The following is a 17,514-nucleotide window of genomic DNA, read 5'->3' on the forward strand; positions in this document are numbered from 1 at the left end:
TGAACCCGTTTATGAATGATCATAAACGGGTTTTTTGTTATTTTGAAAAAGCTTGTTATACAAAAAATGCTTATATAAGAAGGTAAATTGTAAAGACAAAAAGAATATGTCATACGAATGAACAGGGTAAGGAGTGAAATGATTGAATAATCACTATGATGTAATTATTGTTGGAGCGGGCTCTATGGGAATGGCAGCAGGATACTATTTATCAAAAGGGAATCAGAAAATATTATTAATAGATTCTTTTGATCCACCACATAGCTTTGGAAGCCATCACGGCGATACTAGAATCATTCGTCATGCATATGGAGAAAGTAGAGAATACGTACCTTTAGCATTAAGGGCACAAAAATTATGGGAAGAGTTAGAACAATTGTCTGGAAAACAATTATTCTCGAGAACAGGCGTTTTATGTGCTGGTGCACCTGGCTCGACTTTTACGAATGAAGTAATAAATAGTGCAAAAGAATTTTCGTTGCCGCTTGAAATAATGGATAGTAATGAGATCAATGAAAGATGGCCCGGTTTACGTTTACCTAAAGGATTTATAGGTTGTTTAGAAACGTCTTCCGGAATTCTTTTTAGCGAGGAATGTGTTCGGGCGTATAAAGAACTATATATCGAGAAAGGAAATAGTCTTCAAACAAACACACCTGTTGTGGATATTGAGGTAGGTACAAATAAGATGCAAGTGCTTACAGAGAATGCTGTTTACACAGCGGATAAACTTGTAGTATGTGCAGGCGCATGGTCTGGCAAAATTCTTGAAAAGACAGGTATTCATATACCTGTAAAACCTACCCGTAAAACAGTTGCTTGGTTTGAATGTGATCATCAACTATATGATTCTAGTTCACTACCAGCATTTACGATCAATCTAATTGATCGTCATTATTACGGCTTTCCAAGTATTCATAATAGCGGACTAAAAATTGGTCGACATGATGGAGGGCAAATTGTAGACCCTGATCAATTTAATCGAGAATTTGGAGAATTTATTGAAGATGAAACGGATCTGAGAAATTTCTTAAGTAAATATATGCCACTTGCAAATGGTAGATTAGTAAAAGGGAAAACATGCTTATATACAATGACTCCGGACGAGCACTTCATTATTGACCAGCATCCAGAATACAATAATTTAATCATTGCCACAGGTTTCTCAGGCCATGGATTTAAGTTTGCAAGCGTTGTAGGCGAGATTATTGCTGACCTAGTAACAAACCAGAAAACTGCTTTTGATTTGAGTATGTTTTCATTAAACCGATTTTTAAGCAAGAGATTTTAATTTGAGGAAGTGCAAATAAAAATGTTCAAACTGCAAATAAATTTGAGATTGTGCAAATAAAAATGTTCAAACTGCAAATAAATCAGAGTAGGTGCAAATAAAAAAGCTCAAACTGCAAATAAATCAGGCAAATCTACAAATAAAAAAGTCAAATCTGCAAATAAAATTATGAAAACTGCAATTAAGTCGACCGAATCATGTAGAAACGGTGTGAATTGTTCAAAAAATAAAAGGAATAACAGAAAATAGATTGAGTTACAGTCAAATCTAATGAAAATTAATTAAAACTTCTAAATTAATCTTCAAAAAATGGTTCGCAAATCTATCACCAAAGTTCAACGTTAAAATGAAGTTCACTTTGTGTTCGTCCTTCTCGATGTTGATTTTGTTAGATTGATTATGATCGATTTCTGAGAGATAGCTAATATGCTATCTCTTTTTTAAATTCTTTTCAACCATAATTCTCATAATTCCTGCATCCCCTACACTTAATATTTTAGCAATATTGTGCTAGTAATCCGAAACTTTATCTAGAGATAATTTAAGGAGTAATATTTATAATTTATTAAAAATACTGAAAATTTTGGAAGCGCTTTAGAAACAGGTTAAGTAAGTAGTTATTTGATTACTTACTATTTTTTACAATTTTTATATCTGAAAAGTAAAAAAAGGGGGTATTCTTTTGAAGGAAAAAAAATTTATGATGGATGATGCACCGCTTAATAAATTTCATATTCGTATTACTGGACTTACTTTTGGATCGAATTTTTCGGATGGCTATGCTTTAGGAATTATAGGTATGGCACTTTCGCTACTAGGTCCTCAAATGAAATTAAATTCTGTATGGGAAGGATTAATCGGTAGTTCCGCATTAATCGGACTTTTTTTCGGTAGTTTGTTTCTTGGCGGATTATCAGATCGCATTGGTAGGCAGAAAATCTATTTAGCAAACTTTGTTATTATTACAATCGCATCTGCTTTACAGTTTTTTGTTCACGATCCATATACGCTTTTTGCATTAAGGATTTTAATCGGTATTGCACTAGGAGGAGATTATGCTGTAGGATCTACTTTACTTGCGGAGTTTGCACCTAGAAAGTATAGAGGTATGTTATTATCATCATTAAACGTTTTATGGACAGTTGGATATGTAGCTTCAAATCTAGTTGGTTATTATTTAGAAAAAACAGGTCCAGATGCATGGCGTTGGATGTTAGTGAGTGCAGCAGTTCCTGGTCTAATTGTCTTGCTTTTACGTTTCGGAACTCCAGAGTCTCCACGTTGGTTATTAAAGATGGGCCGTGTTGAAGAAGCACGTGCTATTGTAAGAAAGTATATTGGTGAAAATGCTGTAATGGATGAATCAGTGGATGCTAATTCTAAACATGCATACAAGGTTACAGATTTATTCAATAAGCAGCTTTGGAAACGTACTACATTTGGATCACTTTTTTATATGTGTCAGGTAGTTCCGTATTTCGCCATCTATACATTCCTACCAACTATTTTAACTAAATTGGGGTTTGAAGAAACATTTGGTGTAGACATGGTTCTAAACTTGTTCCTTCTAGTAGGAGCGTTAGCTGGTGTATGGTGTACTGAAAAATTAACTCGTAGAGGGTTTACAATTAATACATTTATTATTTTAACGATTTCATTATTCGCATTAACAGTCTTACCACAAGGTCTACATACAATCGCAATTATTGTGTTTGCAATTTTTACATTTGTAATGTCAGCAGCTTCTAATTTAACATTAGTGTATCCTGCTGAACTATTTCCTACCGAGATACGTGGAACTGGAGTTGGATTGACAACAGCAGTTAGCCGAATTGGCTCAGCTGTTGGTACATTCCTTTTACCGATAAGTGTTAGTTCAATGGGGATGGCACCTTCTATGATCGGAATGTCTATTATTCTATTCATTGGTACAATTGTTTCAATCGCCTGGGCTCCGGAAACAAAATCACTTTCATTAAATGAAGCTAGTAATCCATTGCTTGAAGGGGATGTAATTGAGCCGAATAAACAATCAGTTTCAAGTCACTAAACTTAAGATATTCAAAGTAAGAGGTGTTTTATATGACCAACAACGTTTTTATTCATCCAAAAAATATTAAAGAGGTTATTCTTGGAGATAGCGAGTTGTCGATTTATGAAGTGATTGCTGTAGCATGTTATGGTGCAAAAGTATCGTTTACAGAAAACTACTTTCTAAGAATAAATACTTCAAGAAATTTAATCGAAAAATTTCTTGAAGAAGAAAGAGCAGTCTATGGCGTAACCACGGGCTTTGGAAGCAATGTAACAGAAGTTATTTCAAAGGAGGATGCTCAGGCTCTTCAGAGAAATATTGTCCGTTCTCATGCTGTTTCTGTAGGTGAGCCTCTTGAGAAAGAAGTAGTAAGAGCTATCCAATTAATGATCCTAAATAATATAGGGCAAGGCTATTCAGGAGTTAGATTTGAAGTGTTAGAGCTAATTGCTGCTCTTCTTAACAACGATATTTTACCATTTGTTCCTGGTGAGGGATCGGTAGCATATTTATCTCCCGAAGCGCATATGGCCCTGGTTTTAATGGGTGAAGGAAAAGCTTGGTACAAAGGCAAGCTTCTAAATGGGCATGAAGCATTGGAGCGTGCAGGTTTAAAACCAGTCACATTTGAATGTAAAGAAGGAATAGCACTATTAAATGGTACTACTTCAGTAACAGCATTCGCTATACTCTCGATATATAATGCTATTCAAGCTGTAAAAACGGCAGATGTCACTGGTGCCATGTCATTAGAAGCGCTTAAAGGCACGATAAAAGCTTTAGATCAACGTCTACACTCAGTAAAAAAACATGAAGAACAAATGAATACAGCTATAATTGTTTCCAAGATTTTAGATGGAAGTGAGATAGTAGAGAAGTATAAAAACTATCGCTTACAGGATGCACTTAGTTTAAGATGTATACCACAAGTACATGGTGCAGTAAAAAAAGTATTTAAAAATGCATTGGAAAATATTAAAAATGAAATGAAGTCTTCAAGTGATAATCCGATTATTTGGCCAGAGGAAGAAGATGGCACAGCATTAATGGGTGGAAATTTTGATGCTTCATTTGTTGGAATTTATGCGGATACTATTTGTATTGGTATGGCGAATTTAGCCAAGATTGCAGAGCGTCGCATCGATCGATTAGTGAATTACCATGTAAGTGAACTTCCTAATTTCTTAGTTGTAAATCCTGGGTTAAACAATGGATATATGATTCCGCAATATACAGCAGCTGGATTACTTAATGAAATAAGAGTACTATCCCATCCAGCAACGATTGATAATACATCAACATGTGCAAATCAAGAGGATGTTGTTAGCTTTGCTTATTTCGCTGCTAGGAAGGCCTATCAGATTTCAAAAAAACTTGAACATATTTTAGCAATCGAACTAATGGTTGCCACTCAAGCACTAGAATTCCATGATTCACTAAAACCGTCACCGGTAACGGCAAGTGTATATCAGTTAATTAGAAATCAAGTTCCAGCAGTTGAAGAGGATCGCTATTTTTATCATGATATTGAAACAATCCGTAATCAAATTCATGATGGAGATATTGTTGAACTTGTTGAAGAGAAAATAGGGGTCATGGAATTATGAAATTTTTAATGGAGCAGTTATACTCTAAGAGTAGGACAGCTTCTTTTTTTATTGTTCAATCATTTTGATACTTACTACCAAACGTTCAACTAAGAAAAATCATAAGCTAAAAAGGAGAAATTAAGATGAATCGAGATGCTACTCAATCAGCTTTTTCAAATTTGTTACTTTCTGGTACGCTCGTCCATATAGGAACTTTTGATGAAGTTCAAAAAAGATGTGGTATTAATACTTATCCAAATATTGTAATGGTGATTTCGATTGATCGCTATCCTGATTTAGCAGAAGAAAACCCAAAGCAGTGGAAACAAGAAATTGGGCATGAACTAATCAACCAAATTGATCAGACGATCGGAGTTTCTTATTTGTGGAACTGGGTAGAAGAAGGTGTGCTTGCTCTTCTAATTGAACTAGATGATGTAGATAGTGAAATCGAGTTCAATAAAAAGATTTATAGAATGGCAGAAGAAATTCAAAATTCATTGGATAAGGTTCAGATTTCAGTTTCAATTGGAATAGGTAAAAAATATAGTGATCCTTATTTGTTATATCACTCTTTTGAAGAGGCTAGAAAGTCAATGTCAGGTCGTTTTTTTCAAGGGAACAAACTGATATTTCATAGTGGTATTAAACCAGTGGAAGAAAATACACTAAGAGCATTATCAACCGAAGACCGTATTGAATTATTAGCACTTGTTCGAATTGGTGATGAAGAAGGTGTAGTCAAGCAATTAAAAAGTTTCCTTGATAAGGTAGCTAATGCATGCCGATTAAATGAAGACGTATTTAAGACTGAAGTAGTCGATTTAATTATGTTAATCTCTAGGGTTGTAGTTGAGTCAGGCGTGAATGCAACACTAATCATGTCAAAAAATGCTCAAATGATCCAGGAATTATATCATATTATTCGCTATGATAAATTTGTAAAAAAGGTTTGCGAATATGCTTACTGGCTAACGATTCAAATAGCCAATGCATTTAATAATCAGATGAATCCTGTTATTCGTAAAGCAACTAAGTATATACGAGAAAATCATCAAATTAGTATAACACTGGAAGAAATTGCTCAATATTGTTGCGTAAGTAAATATCATTTCAGTCACCTATTCAAAAAAGAAATTGGCACAAGTGTGATCGATTTTCTAAATAGAATAAGGATTGAAAAATCAATGTTTTATTTAGAAATGACTGATTTAACCATGCAAGAAATTGCGACACGAATTGGTTTTCAAGATTCGAATTACTTTAGTCGTATATTTAAAAAATATATAAAAAGTAGCCCTTCTGAATATAGGGCTACTAAATATCCACATTTAAATTTAGTTTTAGAAAATTAAAATTAGGATGCAGAGTTAAGGTTGGAGAAGGTTCTAAAAGACTCTTCTTATCCTTAATCCTGCCTTTCTAATCTTGTAGCATAAGGGTAAAGTGGATCTAATAATTGGAATTCATAAGTAATTCCATCGACTTTTCCTACCACTTTTTCACTGTCATAAAGCTCCAGCATGAAACCGGCCATTTCTTTTGCAGTATGATATTTAGGTAGAACACCTTCAAATTTAATGTTTTCTTCTAAATCATAGGATACTTTTGCAAATTCTGTTTCAGTTGCAGCTGGTGCTAATACTTTAGCTTGCATTTTTGCACCTTTTTCTTTTAATTCATGAGCCAGCCCTTCTGTAAAGGCACTTACATAGAATTTAGTCGCACAATATGTGATGGCATTACCAATAATTGTATACCCTCCACCAGATGAAACATTGATAACTTGTGTACCTTCGACTGTTGAATAATCACGTACATATAGTGAAGTTAAAATCGTTAAAGCTTCAATATTCAAATTGAGCATACTTTCAATTTTTTCTAAATTTTGTTCACCAACAGAAGCGAAATTACCAAAACCTGCATTATTAATCCAAGTTTCAATCTCATATTCTTTCAGTCCTTCATATAAATTATAAGCATTTTTTATAACAGATAAATCAGCCGTTTTTATGATCACATCAAGATCTGAATTCAATTTAGCGATTTCTGATTTTAATTTTTCAAGTTCTTCCGTTCTACGAGCAACAATGATTAGGCTTTTTCCACGTGCAGCAAACGCAAGAGCTGATTCATAACCAATTCCTGAACTAGCACCTGTAATGACAGTATATTTTTTCATCTAAATTCCTCCTAATAATTTGGTTTATACTAAAACTTTAAATTAATTGTGTATCCGTTACGGATTCATTATACTGGTTAGAGTAAACTCTAAGTCAAACTGTTTTTATTTTTCACTCAAACTGGAGGTACTTATGTATTCAATTGGTGAAGTCGCTCAGATGTTAGGAATAAGCACACATACATTACGTTATTATGAAAAGGAACAGATCATACTCCCTGATCGAAATGAAAATGGTGAAAGACTGTATTCTGAATCACATATTCAGTGGTTAAGATTTGTCCTGAAGCTAAAAGAAACGCAAATGCCAGTTAATAAGATTAAAGAGTATGCACATTTATATACAGAAGGTGAGCACACATCTTTGGCTAGGTTGGATCTATTAGTTGAGCATAAACAGTCGATTGAACATCAGCTTAAAACATTAGAAGAAACGAATAAAATGTTAGAGCAAAAAATCAATTTTTATAAAGAGGTAATTCATAATAAAAACATAGTCCATAAATAAAACCTTATTGGGGAAAGCCCCAATAAGGTTATTATTTTTATTCGACTCTTTCCTTTTTTCGAAGACCCGCGAACCCTAATAATCCAAGAAGCCCAAGCCATCCATAATTGAAATGATTATTATCGTTATTGTCAGTTGTATTTAATGTGTTAGTAACAGGTGTAGGCGTTACACTTACATTTCGTCGATAATAGTTGCCATCATTATTTACTGGATTATTTACTCCATTGTTATTGTTATTTAACATGTCGTTTGTTGTATTTTTTATATTATTTTTAGTATTATAATATCCTTCTTTAACCGTGTTTTTTGTATCATAATACCCTTCTTTAACCGTATTTTTCGTGTCATTTACAACGTGGTTTGGATCATTAAAATTATTGTTAAAATCTCTTTTGATATGTTTACCATTATGATCATAGTTTGGTTCTAATTGTGTAGCGTCAGGTCCAGGTGAAGCAGCATGAACATTGGCTGAAATGATAAATGATAATGAAACAGTGCATAATGTAAGACAAATTTTATTCATCTTTAACCCTCCTTCTTTATGCAATAATATTTTGTGCATCTTTAGAAGGAATATATGTGGCAAAAAAGTCCATTAAATAAAAGCTCTTGTTTTATTCGAATTTGCTGAATGATACCAGAAATAACAAAGCGCGGTAATCAATAACAAATCAACAAAGTCCCCTCCATAATACATTAAGACCGCACCATATTGAACATCACTAAAACCGAAACTGTTTAATGGATTTGAAAAAAGAAACTTCGATAAAATATCATGACCTGCTAATGCAAGGATCATAATTGATGAGCGAAACAAATAGCTGAATTTATGAGAGAACGGTTCAATAGCAATGATTGAGATTGTAAATAAATATCCCGAAAAAAACAAATGAATATGTACAAAATTTAACCAAAAGGTACTCTCATGAATTAAGTTAAACACTGTGGAGGTATACAATACCCAAAGTCCTCCGATATTTAATAGCAATGCACTAATTGGATGAGTTAATAGTCGAACAGTAGCACTTCTTAAAAGACGTGTCACACGCCTTGCATGTTGAGTTTTTAATGATGTTAATAATAAAGTAATCGGTCTAGATAAAGCGATAAAAAATGGAGCGAGCATTCCTAGTAACAAATGCATAATCATATGGAAAACAAAAAGATGGTGACTTAGTTTTGCAATTGGTCCAATAACCGAAACTAATATACAAACAAAACCAGTTACCCATAATATAGAACGTAATTTTGGCCAGGGCTTTTTTTTATGTTTTTTCGCAGCAACCAAATATCCAACAATAAAAAGTAAAATGAATAAAATAATGAATAGATCAAACGAATTGAAGTAATTTGAAAAATTATCCCTCAAATTGACCACCTTTATTTCGAGTTTTAAGAATTAGAATGCAACCGATCAATATCATAATAGAAGCAGTAATATTCCAAGTTAAATCATAGGGCATAATATCGACGTTATATCTAATTTGATGAAGCTTCATCCATTTATGCTGAACTGTTCCGTCATAAAGTTGAAACAAACCTGCTCCGAGTAAAACTCCGCCGATCCATCTTTTAATATAGAGTGACTTTTTTCTCCTTATATTCGCAAACATAAATAAGGAGCCAATCGTTGCGAACCAACTAAAGGCATGAAAAAGACCATCAGATATAAGCCCCAAACTTGTTGTAGACTTATCGTAAAAATGATGCCAATGAAGAAGTTGATGAAAAACTGCTTCGTCAAAAAATGCCACCAATCCAAGGCCAAATAAAATTCCAGACCATAAATTTAAATGAGAATAATTAGTTGAATTCTCTAGAGTAGTCATAAAGACTCCTCCTTTCGAAATGGTATATTTTTCATTTTGCCCTTAATTTTACCTGTCAAATCATAATTAGTAAAAATTACAATTCAACCAAGAACCTTACTTGGGAAATATAAGGATTGTGATTGTTTTTAGTTACACAAAACACGGAGGTTATATGGATAAAAAACAAACGCGGAGTTTATGGGCGCTATCTACAGTACCTCTTGTAATGACTTTAGGTAATTCAATGTTGATTCCCGTACTTCCACAATTAGAAAAACAATTAAATATATCTGGCCTTAAAGTTTCAATGATTATTACTGTTTATTCAGTTTTTGCAATCATTCTAATCCCTATAGCTGGTTATTTGTCGGATTTATTTGGAAGGAAAAAAGTAATCATTCCAAGTTTAATTATTGCGGGAATTGGAGGAGCATTAGCCGGCTTTGTTTGTTGGAAATTAGAATATCCTTACGCGTGGTTAATTGTTGGCAGAATCATTCAGGGGATTGGTTCTGCTGGGGCAATGCCTGTTGTTATTCCGTGTGTGGGAGATATGTTTAAGGATGAAAATGAAGTTAGTAAAGGATTAGGCTTAGTTGAGACATCGAATACATTTGGAAAAGTACTAAGTCCCATACTTGGTTCAGTATTAGCAGCGGTTGTTTGGTATTTACCATTTTTATCAATACCGTTTCTTTGCTTACTATCAATTATTTTAATTTTAATTTTTGTAAAACCTCCAAAACAGCCTATGAGGGCAAAAAGAAAAGATAAAAGAAAAAAAAAGTTTAAAATGTTTATTAGATCAATTCGAAAAATATTTCGAAATAATGGCAAATGGCTTTATACCATATTTATATTAGGTGCCATTATCATGTTCATTTTATTTGGTATGCTTTTTTATTTATCAAAAATATTAGAAAAGCGTTATCACATAATTGGAATATGGAAAGGTTGTGTGTTAGCGATCCCACTCGCTGCTTTATCCTACACTTCTTATAAGACAGGTAAAAAAATTGGTAATCAAAAAGGTGCAATGAAAAAATGCATTGTGATCGGATTTATCTTAATAAGTATTGCTTTTGTCATACCGATTATCAATAAAGATATTTATATGATTATCACGAGTTTATTGATTAGTGGGATTGGAATCGGAATGTCGTTACCAAGCTTAGATGCATTAATAACAGAGGGGATTGAGAAGGAACAAAGAGGGACTATTACTTCTCTTTATAGTTCTTTACGATTTGTAGGAGTAGCTGCGGGACCTCCTGTTTTTGCCTATTTGATGAATAAACCAGATAATTATATGATGTATTTTTCCATAATCTTAGGAGTGCTAGGACTTATTTTGTCCATCAAATATATTAAGCCTAACCAAGATACAGAAACCGCTAAATCTTAAAACAAATCTAAAGTTTTGGGGTATTATAAATTATTACAAAGAAGAATTAATCAATATGAGAAGAAATATTTACAGGTAAAACATCGAGTAGAAAACGTAACTGAAACTCCGAAAGGTTTTCCAGTTCCAAAATTTCCTGATATGCCGAATGAACATTGCCCAGGTTTATATGATTTAAATAATTAAATTTTAAAACTCCTTACAAAAGTAGGGAGTTTTAATTTTACCTATAATTCTTGCCAACTAAGTAGCGCTAAATTTTAAACATACCGTCCATAATCAGGTTTGGCGATTGTGTTGAAGTTTTTAACTAAGTAGTCTAATTGTTCACTTAAATCGTCTTCTAACAATGGAAAGCCGTGACCTGTTATTGCTCTTTTAGGGTGTAGAGCCTGCAGTTTTTTTACAGAATTCAATGCTCCCTCCCAATCTGTCGTCAAATATCTAGGTGGACCATTTATTTCTCTTTGTTGAATTAGAACATTGTAAATAGCATCTTGTTTAACATTAACAAAGGCGTCTCCAGCAATCAGTAATTGATCATCATCTCTAAAAAGTGAAATATGTCCAGGTGAATGACCCGGTGTGTGAATCCATTGCCAATTTGGCATTTCAGGTACAGAACCGTTTGTAGGGAGAACATGGATAAATTCTCCTAAATTAATTCCTTCGTTTGGAAACAATGGAGATAACTTTGCAAGAAGTCCACCTTCAACTGTTCCATCTGGTTCTAGATAATTTTTTTCCCCAGTTAAATATGGTAACTCCTTTTCGTGAGCATAAACAGGTACATTGTATTCCTTTATTAAATCAATAATTGCCCCAACATGATCAAAATGTCCATGGGTAAGTATGATTGCTTTTAATTTGTGTTTTACACCGAATCGTGTTTCAGCGGAATCCAAAATATTATCAAATGACTTTGGCATACCGGCATCAATTAATACCCACTCACTTGATAAATTAGGATTACCGTAAAGGCAAAAATTCACAATTTGATTTGTTTCATAGTATAAATCATTCGCTAATTCAAACCCATTCCCACTCGATATAGATGTAATAGGCATATAATGAAATTCCTTATTCATTTTTTGTAGATCGTTTGAGTTATTCATAATATCCTCCATTTAAGACTTATATGCGGATTAACTTTTTTAGTCTTCTTTTATAAGTGTTTTTTATTCTGATGGAGATAAAAAGCAAATTGAATTAAACCCATTCATTTAACAAAAGCTAATCATAAAAATAAAAAAAGGTAGTGAAGATATGCATACAGTTTGGAAAGGTACAATCAGTATGGGATTAGTTACAATTCCAGTAAAGTTGTTTTCAGCAGTTGAGGATAAGGATATAAAGTTTCGTCAATATCATAAAGATTGTAAAACACCGATCTCTTATAAAAAGGTGGCCAGTTGTGACGATGAAGTTACTCCCGAAGAAATTATTAAAGTATTTGAAACTCCAAATGGTAGAGTTGTGGAAATAACAGAAGAGGAAATGAATAAATTAAAAGAAGAATTTGAACTAAAAACTGTATCAATCATTGATTTTGTCAAACTTTCAGAAATTGATCCAGTGTATTTTGATCGAACCTATTATATTGGTCCGGATTCTGGTGGAACAAAGGCATATGCTTTACTTTCGGAAATTTTGAAGAAAAGTAAGAAAATCGGTCTTGCAAAAATTACAATTCGTAGCAAACAGCGTTTAGCTGCTATTCGCCCATATAAAAATTCGATTATTCTTGAAACATTACATTTTCCAGATGAGATTAGAGCAATTGAAAATCTGCCAGGTGGTGTTCCTGAAAAGGCTGGATTGGCAGAGCGTGAATTACAGGCTGGTATGATGCTAGTTGAACAATTAACGACAACGTTTAATCCAGAAAACTATACCGATACATATCGAACAGCTTTAGAGCAATTAATTTCGGAAAAAGTTAATAAAAATGATTATATCGCGACAGGGCAGGAGAAACCGGCAGAACAAAAAAATGTTGTTGATTTAATGTCTGCATTACAAGCGAGTATCGATCGAACAAAAGGACAAGCAACACCTCCGAAAAAGCCTAAAACAAGAGCACCTAAAAAAGCAACGAGTTAAATAGGAGGTAGAAATGGAGCTAAATCCAATTTTTCCTTTTGAGCCTATTTCTTCAGATATTGTACCAATTGGTCCTGAGTGGATTTCGCAAATAAAATGGGACGGTACTAGAATCCTAACCTATTTTGATGGGAAAGAAGTTAAATTATTTAACCGAAAATTAAATGATCGTACAAATATTTTTCCAGAGCTAACAGATATAAAATCCTATTCGACTGCTAAATCAATCATTTTAGACGGGGAGGTCATCGCTCTCGATCAAAATGGCAATCCATCGTTTCATGAGGTCATGCGGAGGGATGGAATTAGACGCATGGATCGAATTGATTCAGCTATAGAAGCTGTACCTATTTTCTATATGATTTTTGATATTCTTTTTTACAATGGAGAATGGGTTACGCAATTATCTCTCCAAGAGAGACAAAATTTACTATCTGAAGCGGTCCATCCTAATAAGCAAATTCAGTTAGTTCCAAATAATACTGATGGAGTTGCCTTATTTGAAGTTGCGAAACAACATAATTTAGAAGGTATCGTATGTAAAAATATAAATAGTAAATACTTGATCAATGGAAAGCACAATGCGTGGCAAAAAGTAAAAAATTATAAGGACGTTATTGCTGTAATCGGTGGGGTAACGTATCGCTCTGGAATTGTAAATTCTATTTTAGTAGGACTTTATAACGAAGATAACCAACTCGTGTTTATTGGGCATGTTGGAACAGGGAAATTAACGAAATCAGAATGGAAAGACCTTACTACAGTCATTAATAAAATAAAAATAGAAAACAATCCATTCAGTAGCCAACCAAAAAGAGTAAAGGAAATTCAATGGATTCAACCATTGTTAACTGTTAAAGTTCAATTCATTGAATGGACTGAAGGTCATTCATTAAGACAACCAAGTATTCAAGCTTTTATCGAAAAAGATCCTAAAGAATGTACTCTTACAGATTAGGGGAAGTAAGATATGAATCATTACTTTTTTCAAAAACGTAATAAAATTTATACAGGCATTTTTTTTATTTTAGGTTTCAATATAAAAGAGGAAACCTTTTTAGTGGGACTTAAAAAAGAAAATGATATTTTGCAAATAGGGTCCTTCTCAAATGGACTTAGCGAGGAAGAGAAGGGTATATTGATTAAAGCAATTGAAGCAAATAAAAAAAGCAAAAATGGTAATATAAAATTTGTTGAGCCTGGGATTTGTATTGAACTTGAGTTTCAAAGTATAGAAAACAACCAATTAACAAATACAAAATTTATATCCTTTCAATTAAAGCATGCATGGAATGAATGTACTTGGGATGGATTACTATTGGGTAATCTTAATTTGGAGGAAGAATTAACACTTACCAGTCCTGAAAAAGTAATATGGAAGGATCCATATATAAATAAAGAGAGCTTTGTTTCGTATTTAGCTCAAATATCCACATATATGCTTCCATTTCTAAAAAATCGTTTATTAACAACGATTCGTTTTCCGAATGGAATAGACGGTGAATCTTTTTTTCAAAAAAACCGTCCAGACTATGCTCCGAGTTTTATTAAAACCGAAGAACATGAGGGAAATAATTTTATAATCTGTAATGATGTATCAACATTGCTATGGTTAGGAAATCAATTAGCAATCGAATACCATATACCTTTTCAAACATATAAAGCCAATAACCCGATTGAAATCGTATTCGATTTAGATCCACCTAATATAGATGCATTTCCTTTAGCAATAAAAGCTGCATTGGAAATGAAATTAATCTTTGATTCTTTTCAAATAAAAAGCTATCCAAAGGTATCTGGAAGTAAAGGAATTCAAATTCATATTCCGATTAAAGAAAATTCTCTTACCTATGATGAAACAAGAGTATTTACATCTTTTATTGCACATTATTTAATTGAAAAATTTCCAGATGATTTTACGATTGAAAGATTTAAAAAAAATCGAGGGAATCGTCTTTATATTGATTATGTACAGCACGCAAAAGGAAAAACCATTATTTCCCCATACTCTACAAGGGGAAAGGAAAAACCAACTGTTGCAACGCCTCTTTTTTGGGATGAGGTAAATGATGAATTAAAAATCGAAACTTTTACAATCCCGTTTGTACTAAATCGGTTAGAAAATAGTTCTTGTCCAATGAATGGTTATTTTGATCAAGAAAACATTTCTTTAATTGACTTAATTTCAAAAATTAAAGAAAACGAATCAAAGTAAAAACTCCCTAATTATATTGTAAGGGAGTTTTTTTAAATTCTATATTTCAATGATTATTGGTAAAATCATCGGTTTTCTCTTTGTTTTCGTAAATAAAAATTGTCCAAGAGACCTTTTAATATTTTGCTTCATAACTCCCCATTGGAGTTTGTTCTCATCAAGTAATTCGTTTATGGATGATGTGACGATTTGATTTACTTCTTTCAATAAACTTTCTGAATCACGCGCATAGACAAATCCTCTTGAAATGGTATCAGGACCTGAGATAATTTTTCTTTCCATTTTATTAATGGTGATGACGATTACAAGCATACCATCTTCAGCAAGTTGTTTTCGATCTCTAAGGACAATGTTACCGACATCTCCTATACCCATTCCATCAACATAAATATTTCCAGCTGGAATTCTTCGGCTTTGAATTGCTTCTGATTGTAGAATATCGACAACATCACCGTTTTTAATGATAAAAATATTATTTCGTTTGACACCAACAGATTCAGCAAGTGAACGATGATGGTGAAGCATTCTGTACTCACCATGAATTGGAATAAAATATTTTGGCTTCATTAATGTAAGCATAAGCTTAAGCTCCTCTTGATAAGCATGACCAGAAACATGCATTCCAGTCGAGCTTCCTGAACCATAAATAACATTTGCACCGAGATTGTAAAAATTATCGATAATTCGAGAAACGCCGCGCTCATTACCGGGAATTGGTGAAGCAGCTAAAATAACAGTATCACCGGGATAAATGTCAACGCCTCTAAAGCTTGAGCTAGCTAGTCGAGCAAGTGCTGCAAGGGGTTCACCTTGACTACCTGTACATAAAATTGTAATTTCTTCTGGCGCAAAATTATTAATTTCATCTTTATCAATTAACATACCTTCTGGGATTGATAAGTATCCTTGCTCCATCGCAACTTGAACAACATTCACCATGCTTCTACCTAGTAGAGCTAATTTCCGATTTGTGATAATCGATGCATCAACTATTTGTTGCACCCGGTGTACATTAGAAGCAAATGTTGAAATAATGACTCTTTGTTTTGCCTTCATAAAAGCATCTACTATATGCTCACCAACAATCCGTTCGGATGGTGTTGAACCTGGCCGTTCAGCATTTGTGCTCTCTGATAAAAGTAATAAAACTCCTTTACTACCTATTTCTGCCATTTTATGAATATCTGGATATTGATTGTTAACAGGAGTTAAATCAAATTTAAAATCCCCTGTATGCACAACAGTTCCTTCAGGCGTTTCAAATACGATGCCTAAGCAATCAGGAATACTATGATTTGTTTTAAAAAATGAGATCGAAAAATGTTCAAATTTAATAACTGAATCAGAATCTATTAAAATGAGTTCAGTTTCACCTAAGAGACCATGCTCTTTTAATTTAAGCTCAATTAATCCAAGCGTTAATCTCGTTGCATAGACTGGAATATTCAATTGCTTCAATAGATAAGGGATTCCACCAATATGATCTTCATGACCGTGCGTAACAAATAATCCTTTAATCTTTTCTAGATTCTCCAATAGATAAGTTATATCAGGAATGATTAAATCAACACCTAATAAACTCTCGTCTGGAAACTTAGAACCGCAGTCTATTAGAATAATTTCTTTTAAGTATTGAATAGCATACATATTTTTTCCAATTTCATTAATTCCACCTAAGGCAAAGACCGATAGCATACTTTTTGTTGGACTCAAAATCGTATTCCTCCTAGTACATTGAAAAGTATAAACATTTCCTTTTAAGAAATTGCCATATTTTTCTTAGTATGTACGTTTGCATTAAAATCATTCAATCGACGATTTGGGTAAAAAAAATGAGCCGGTGCAAACCTGGCTCATTTTTCTATTACTCTTCGAAATAATTTTTAAATGGTTTTTTAGGTGTATGCGTTTCGTTACGATAATAAGGATTATCAACAGTAGAATCTTTAGGATCCAAATTTGTTTTAATCACTAATGACGGTCCCGTTGTACCATGTTCAGCAATAATCCGATCGTTTAATTCATTAAAATCAGGAAGTTTTTTATTCCCTGGTTGTAATGGTTCAGACATAAAACCACCTCCTGACAATAGGATGGTTTCTCTAAGGAAAATTATGTATTTGGTAAAGAAAAAAGATAGGACTTAAATAAGTATCAAATGAAGAAAATAAAAATTTATTTGTTGAGACACTTACTTCTAGGTTGAATGAGATTGAAAAAGAGACGAAAAGAAATCGGGTTGAAAAGGTCATTAAAAAGATTAGTTAAAATAAATGAAATAAGCCACAAACGCTTAATAATTTATCATTCGTGCTTTTTGTTTGAAGAACCATCTTCAATTTCTATTATCGTAATGTTCATTTGTTATA

The 17,514-nt window shown here is 33.0% G+C and carries 16 protein-coding genes; 9 read left to right on the plus strand and 7 right to left on the minus strand.

Annotated elements, in window-relative coordinates; all coding sequences use genetic code 11:
* Nucleotides 1-142 precede the first annotated feature (142 nt).
* The 4 genes from solA (at nucleotide 143) to COI44_RS02355 (ending at nucleotide 6,270) form a co-directional block, all read left to right on the plus strand.
* On the plus strand, nucleotides 143-1,291 hold the full coding sequence (gene solA, locus COI44_RS02340; protein WP_098426476.1) for an N-methyl-L-tryptophan oxidase: 1,149 nt from the start codon (nucleotides 143-145) through the stop codon (nucleotides 1,289-1,291).
* 682 nt (nucleotides 1,292-1,973) lie between these two features.
* The gene (locus COI44_RS02345) at nucleotides 1,974-3,341 is read left to right on the plus strand and encodes an MFS transporter (RefSeq protein ID WP_286163718.1); all 1,368 of its coding nucleotides are present in this window, start codon (nucleotides 1,974-1,976) and stop codon (nucleotides 3,339-3,341) included.
* A 32-nt stretch (nucleotides 3,342-3,373) separates the two neighbouring features.
* Nucleotides 3,374-4,933, plus strand: coding sequence for a histidine ammonia-lyase (hutH, locus tag COI44_RS02350; RefSeq protein ID WP_098426477.1), 1,560 nt, complete (start codon nucleotides 3,374-3,376; stop codon nucleotides 4,931-4,933).
* A gap of 125 nt (nucleotides 4,934-5,058) precedes the next feature.
* On the plus strand, nucleotides 5,059-6,270 hold the full coding sequence (locus COI44_RS02355; protein ID WP_098426478.1) for a helix-turn-helix domain-containing protein: 1,212 nt from the start codon (nucleotides 5,059-5,061) through the stop codon (nucleotides 6,268-6,270).
* Nucleotides 6,271-6,323: 53 nt separating this feature from the next.
* On the opposite strand, the gene COI44_RS02360 is transcribed toward COI44_RS02355, so the two are convergent.
* Nucleotides 6,324-7,097 carry an SDR family NAD(P)-dependent oxidoreductase gene (locus COI44_RS02360; protein WP_098426479.1) on the minus strand — a complete coding sequence of 258 codons (774 nt, stop codon included), beginning with the start codon at nucleotides 7,095-7,097 and terminating at the stop codon, nucleotides 6,324-6,326.
* Between the two features lie 133 nt (nucleotides 7,098-7,230).
* On the opposite strand from COI44_RS02360, the gene COI44_RS02365 reads away from it, so the two are divergent.
* Nucleotides 7,231-7,605, plus strand: a complete 375-nt coding sequence (locus COI44_RS02365) for a MerR family transcriptional regulator (RefSeq protein ID WP_098426480.1) — start codon at nucleotides 7,231-7,233, stop codon at nucleotides 7,603-7,605.
* Between the two features lie 37 nt (nucleotides 7,606-7,642).
* On the opposite strand, the gene COI44_RS24430 is transcribed toward COI44_RS02365, so the two are convergent.
* From COI44_RS24430 to COI44_RS02380, 3 genes are all read right to left on the minus strand, one after another.
* Complete coding sequence (locus tag COI44_RS24430) at nucleotides 7,643-8,134, minus strand: WGxxGxxG family protein (protein ID WP_098426481.1); 492 nt, start codon at nucleotides 8,132-8,134, stop codon at nucleotides 7,643-7,645.
* Nucleotides 8,135-8,206: 72 nt separating this feature from the next.
* Nucleotides 8,207-8,980, minus strand: a complete 774-nt coding sequence (locus COI44_RS02375; protein ID WP_179886984.1) for a cytochrome c oxidase assembly protein — start codon at nucleotides 8,978-8,980, stop codon at nucleotides 8,207-8,209.
* A complete protein-coding gene (locus COI44_RS02380) occupies nucleotides 8,970-9,440 on the minus strand; it encodes a DUF2243 domain-containing protein (RefSeq protein WP_098426483.1) in 471 nt (156 codons plus the stop codon). Before COI44_RS02380 ends, COI44_RS02375 begins: the two co-directional genes overlap by 11 nt.
* A 154-nt stretch (nucleotides 9,441-9,594) precedes the next feature.
* Between COI44_RS02380 and COI44_RS02385 the strand changes: the two genes are divergently transcribed.
* Nucleotides 9,595-10,827, plus strand: a complete 1,233-nt coding sequence (locus COI44_RS02385) for an MFS transporter (RefSeq protein WP_098426484.1) — start codon at nucleotides 9,595-9,597, stop codon at nucleotides 10,825-10,827.
* Between the two features lie 260 nt (nucleotides 10,828-11,087).
* Here the strand turns inward: COI44_RS02385 and COI44_RS02390 are convergent, their stop codons facing one another.
* The gene (locus COI44_RS02390; protein ID WP_098426485.1) at nucleotides 11,088-11,954 is read right to left on the minus strand and encodes an MBL fold metallo-hydrolase; all 867 of its coding nucleotides are present in this window, start codon (nucleotides 11,952-11,954) and stop codon (nucleotides 11,088-11,090) included.
* Nucleotides 11,955-12,093: 139 nt separating this feature from the next.
* Here COI44_RS02390 and ku point away from each other — a divergent pair, with 139 nt between their 5' ends.
* The 3 genes from ku to ligD (COI44_RS02405) are packed head-to-tail and all read left to right on the plus strand — an operon-like array spanning nucleotide 12,094 to nucleotide 15,145.
* Nucleotides 12,094-12,930, plus strand: coding sequence for a non-homologous end joining protein Ku (ku, locus tag COI44_RS02395; RefSeq protein ID WP_098426486.1), 837 nt, complete (start codon nucleotides 12,094-12,096; stop codon nucleotides 12,928-12,930).
* A 13-nt stretch (nucleotides 12,931-12,943) separates the two neighbouring features.
* The gene (ligD, locus tag COI44_RS02400) at nucleotides 12,944-13,888 is read left to right on the plus strand and encodes a non-homologous end-joining DNA ligase (RefSeq protein ID WP_098426487.1); all 945 of its coding nucleotides are present in this window, start codon (nucleotides 12,944-12,946) and stop codon (nucleotides 13,886-13,888) included.
* Between the two features lie 12 nt (nucleotides 13,889-13,900).
* Nucleotides 13,901-15,145: a DNA ligase D gene (gene ligD, locus COI44_RS02405; protein ID WP_098426488.1), complete on the plus strand. Its 1,245-nt coding sequence runs from the start codon at nucleotides 13,901-13,903 to the stop codon at nucleotides 15,143-15,145.
* Nucleotides 15,146-15,184: 39 nt separating this feature from the next.
* Here the strand turns inward: ligD (COI44_RS02405) and COI44_RS02410 are convergent, their stop codons facing one another.
* Together COI44_RS02410 and COI44_RS02415 are read right to left on the minus strand one after the other, a co-directional pair.
* On the minus strand, nucleotides 15,185-16,840 hold the full coding sequence (locus tag COI44_RS02410) for a ribonuclease J (RefSeq protein ID WP_098426607.1): 1,656 nt from the start codon (nucleotides 16,838-16,840) through the stop codon (nucleotides 15,185-15,187).
* 169 nt (nucleotides 16,841-17,009) lie between these two features.
* Nucleotides 17,010-17,216 (minus strand): hypothetical protein, encoded by a 207-nt coding sequence (locus tag COI44_RS02415; RefSeq protein ID WP_069034689.1) that lies wholly within the window; start codon nucleotides 17,214-17,216, stop codon nucleotides 17,010-17,012.
* Nucleotides 17,217-17,514 lie beyond the last annotated feature (298 nt).

It is taken from the genome of Bacillus sp. AFS088145, from assembly GCF_002564465.1.
Taxonomy (GTDB): Bacteria; Bacillota; Bacilli; order Bacillales; family Bacillaceae_G; genus Gottfriedia.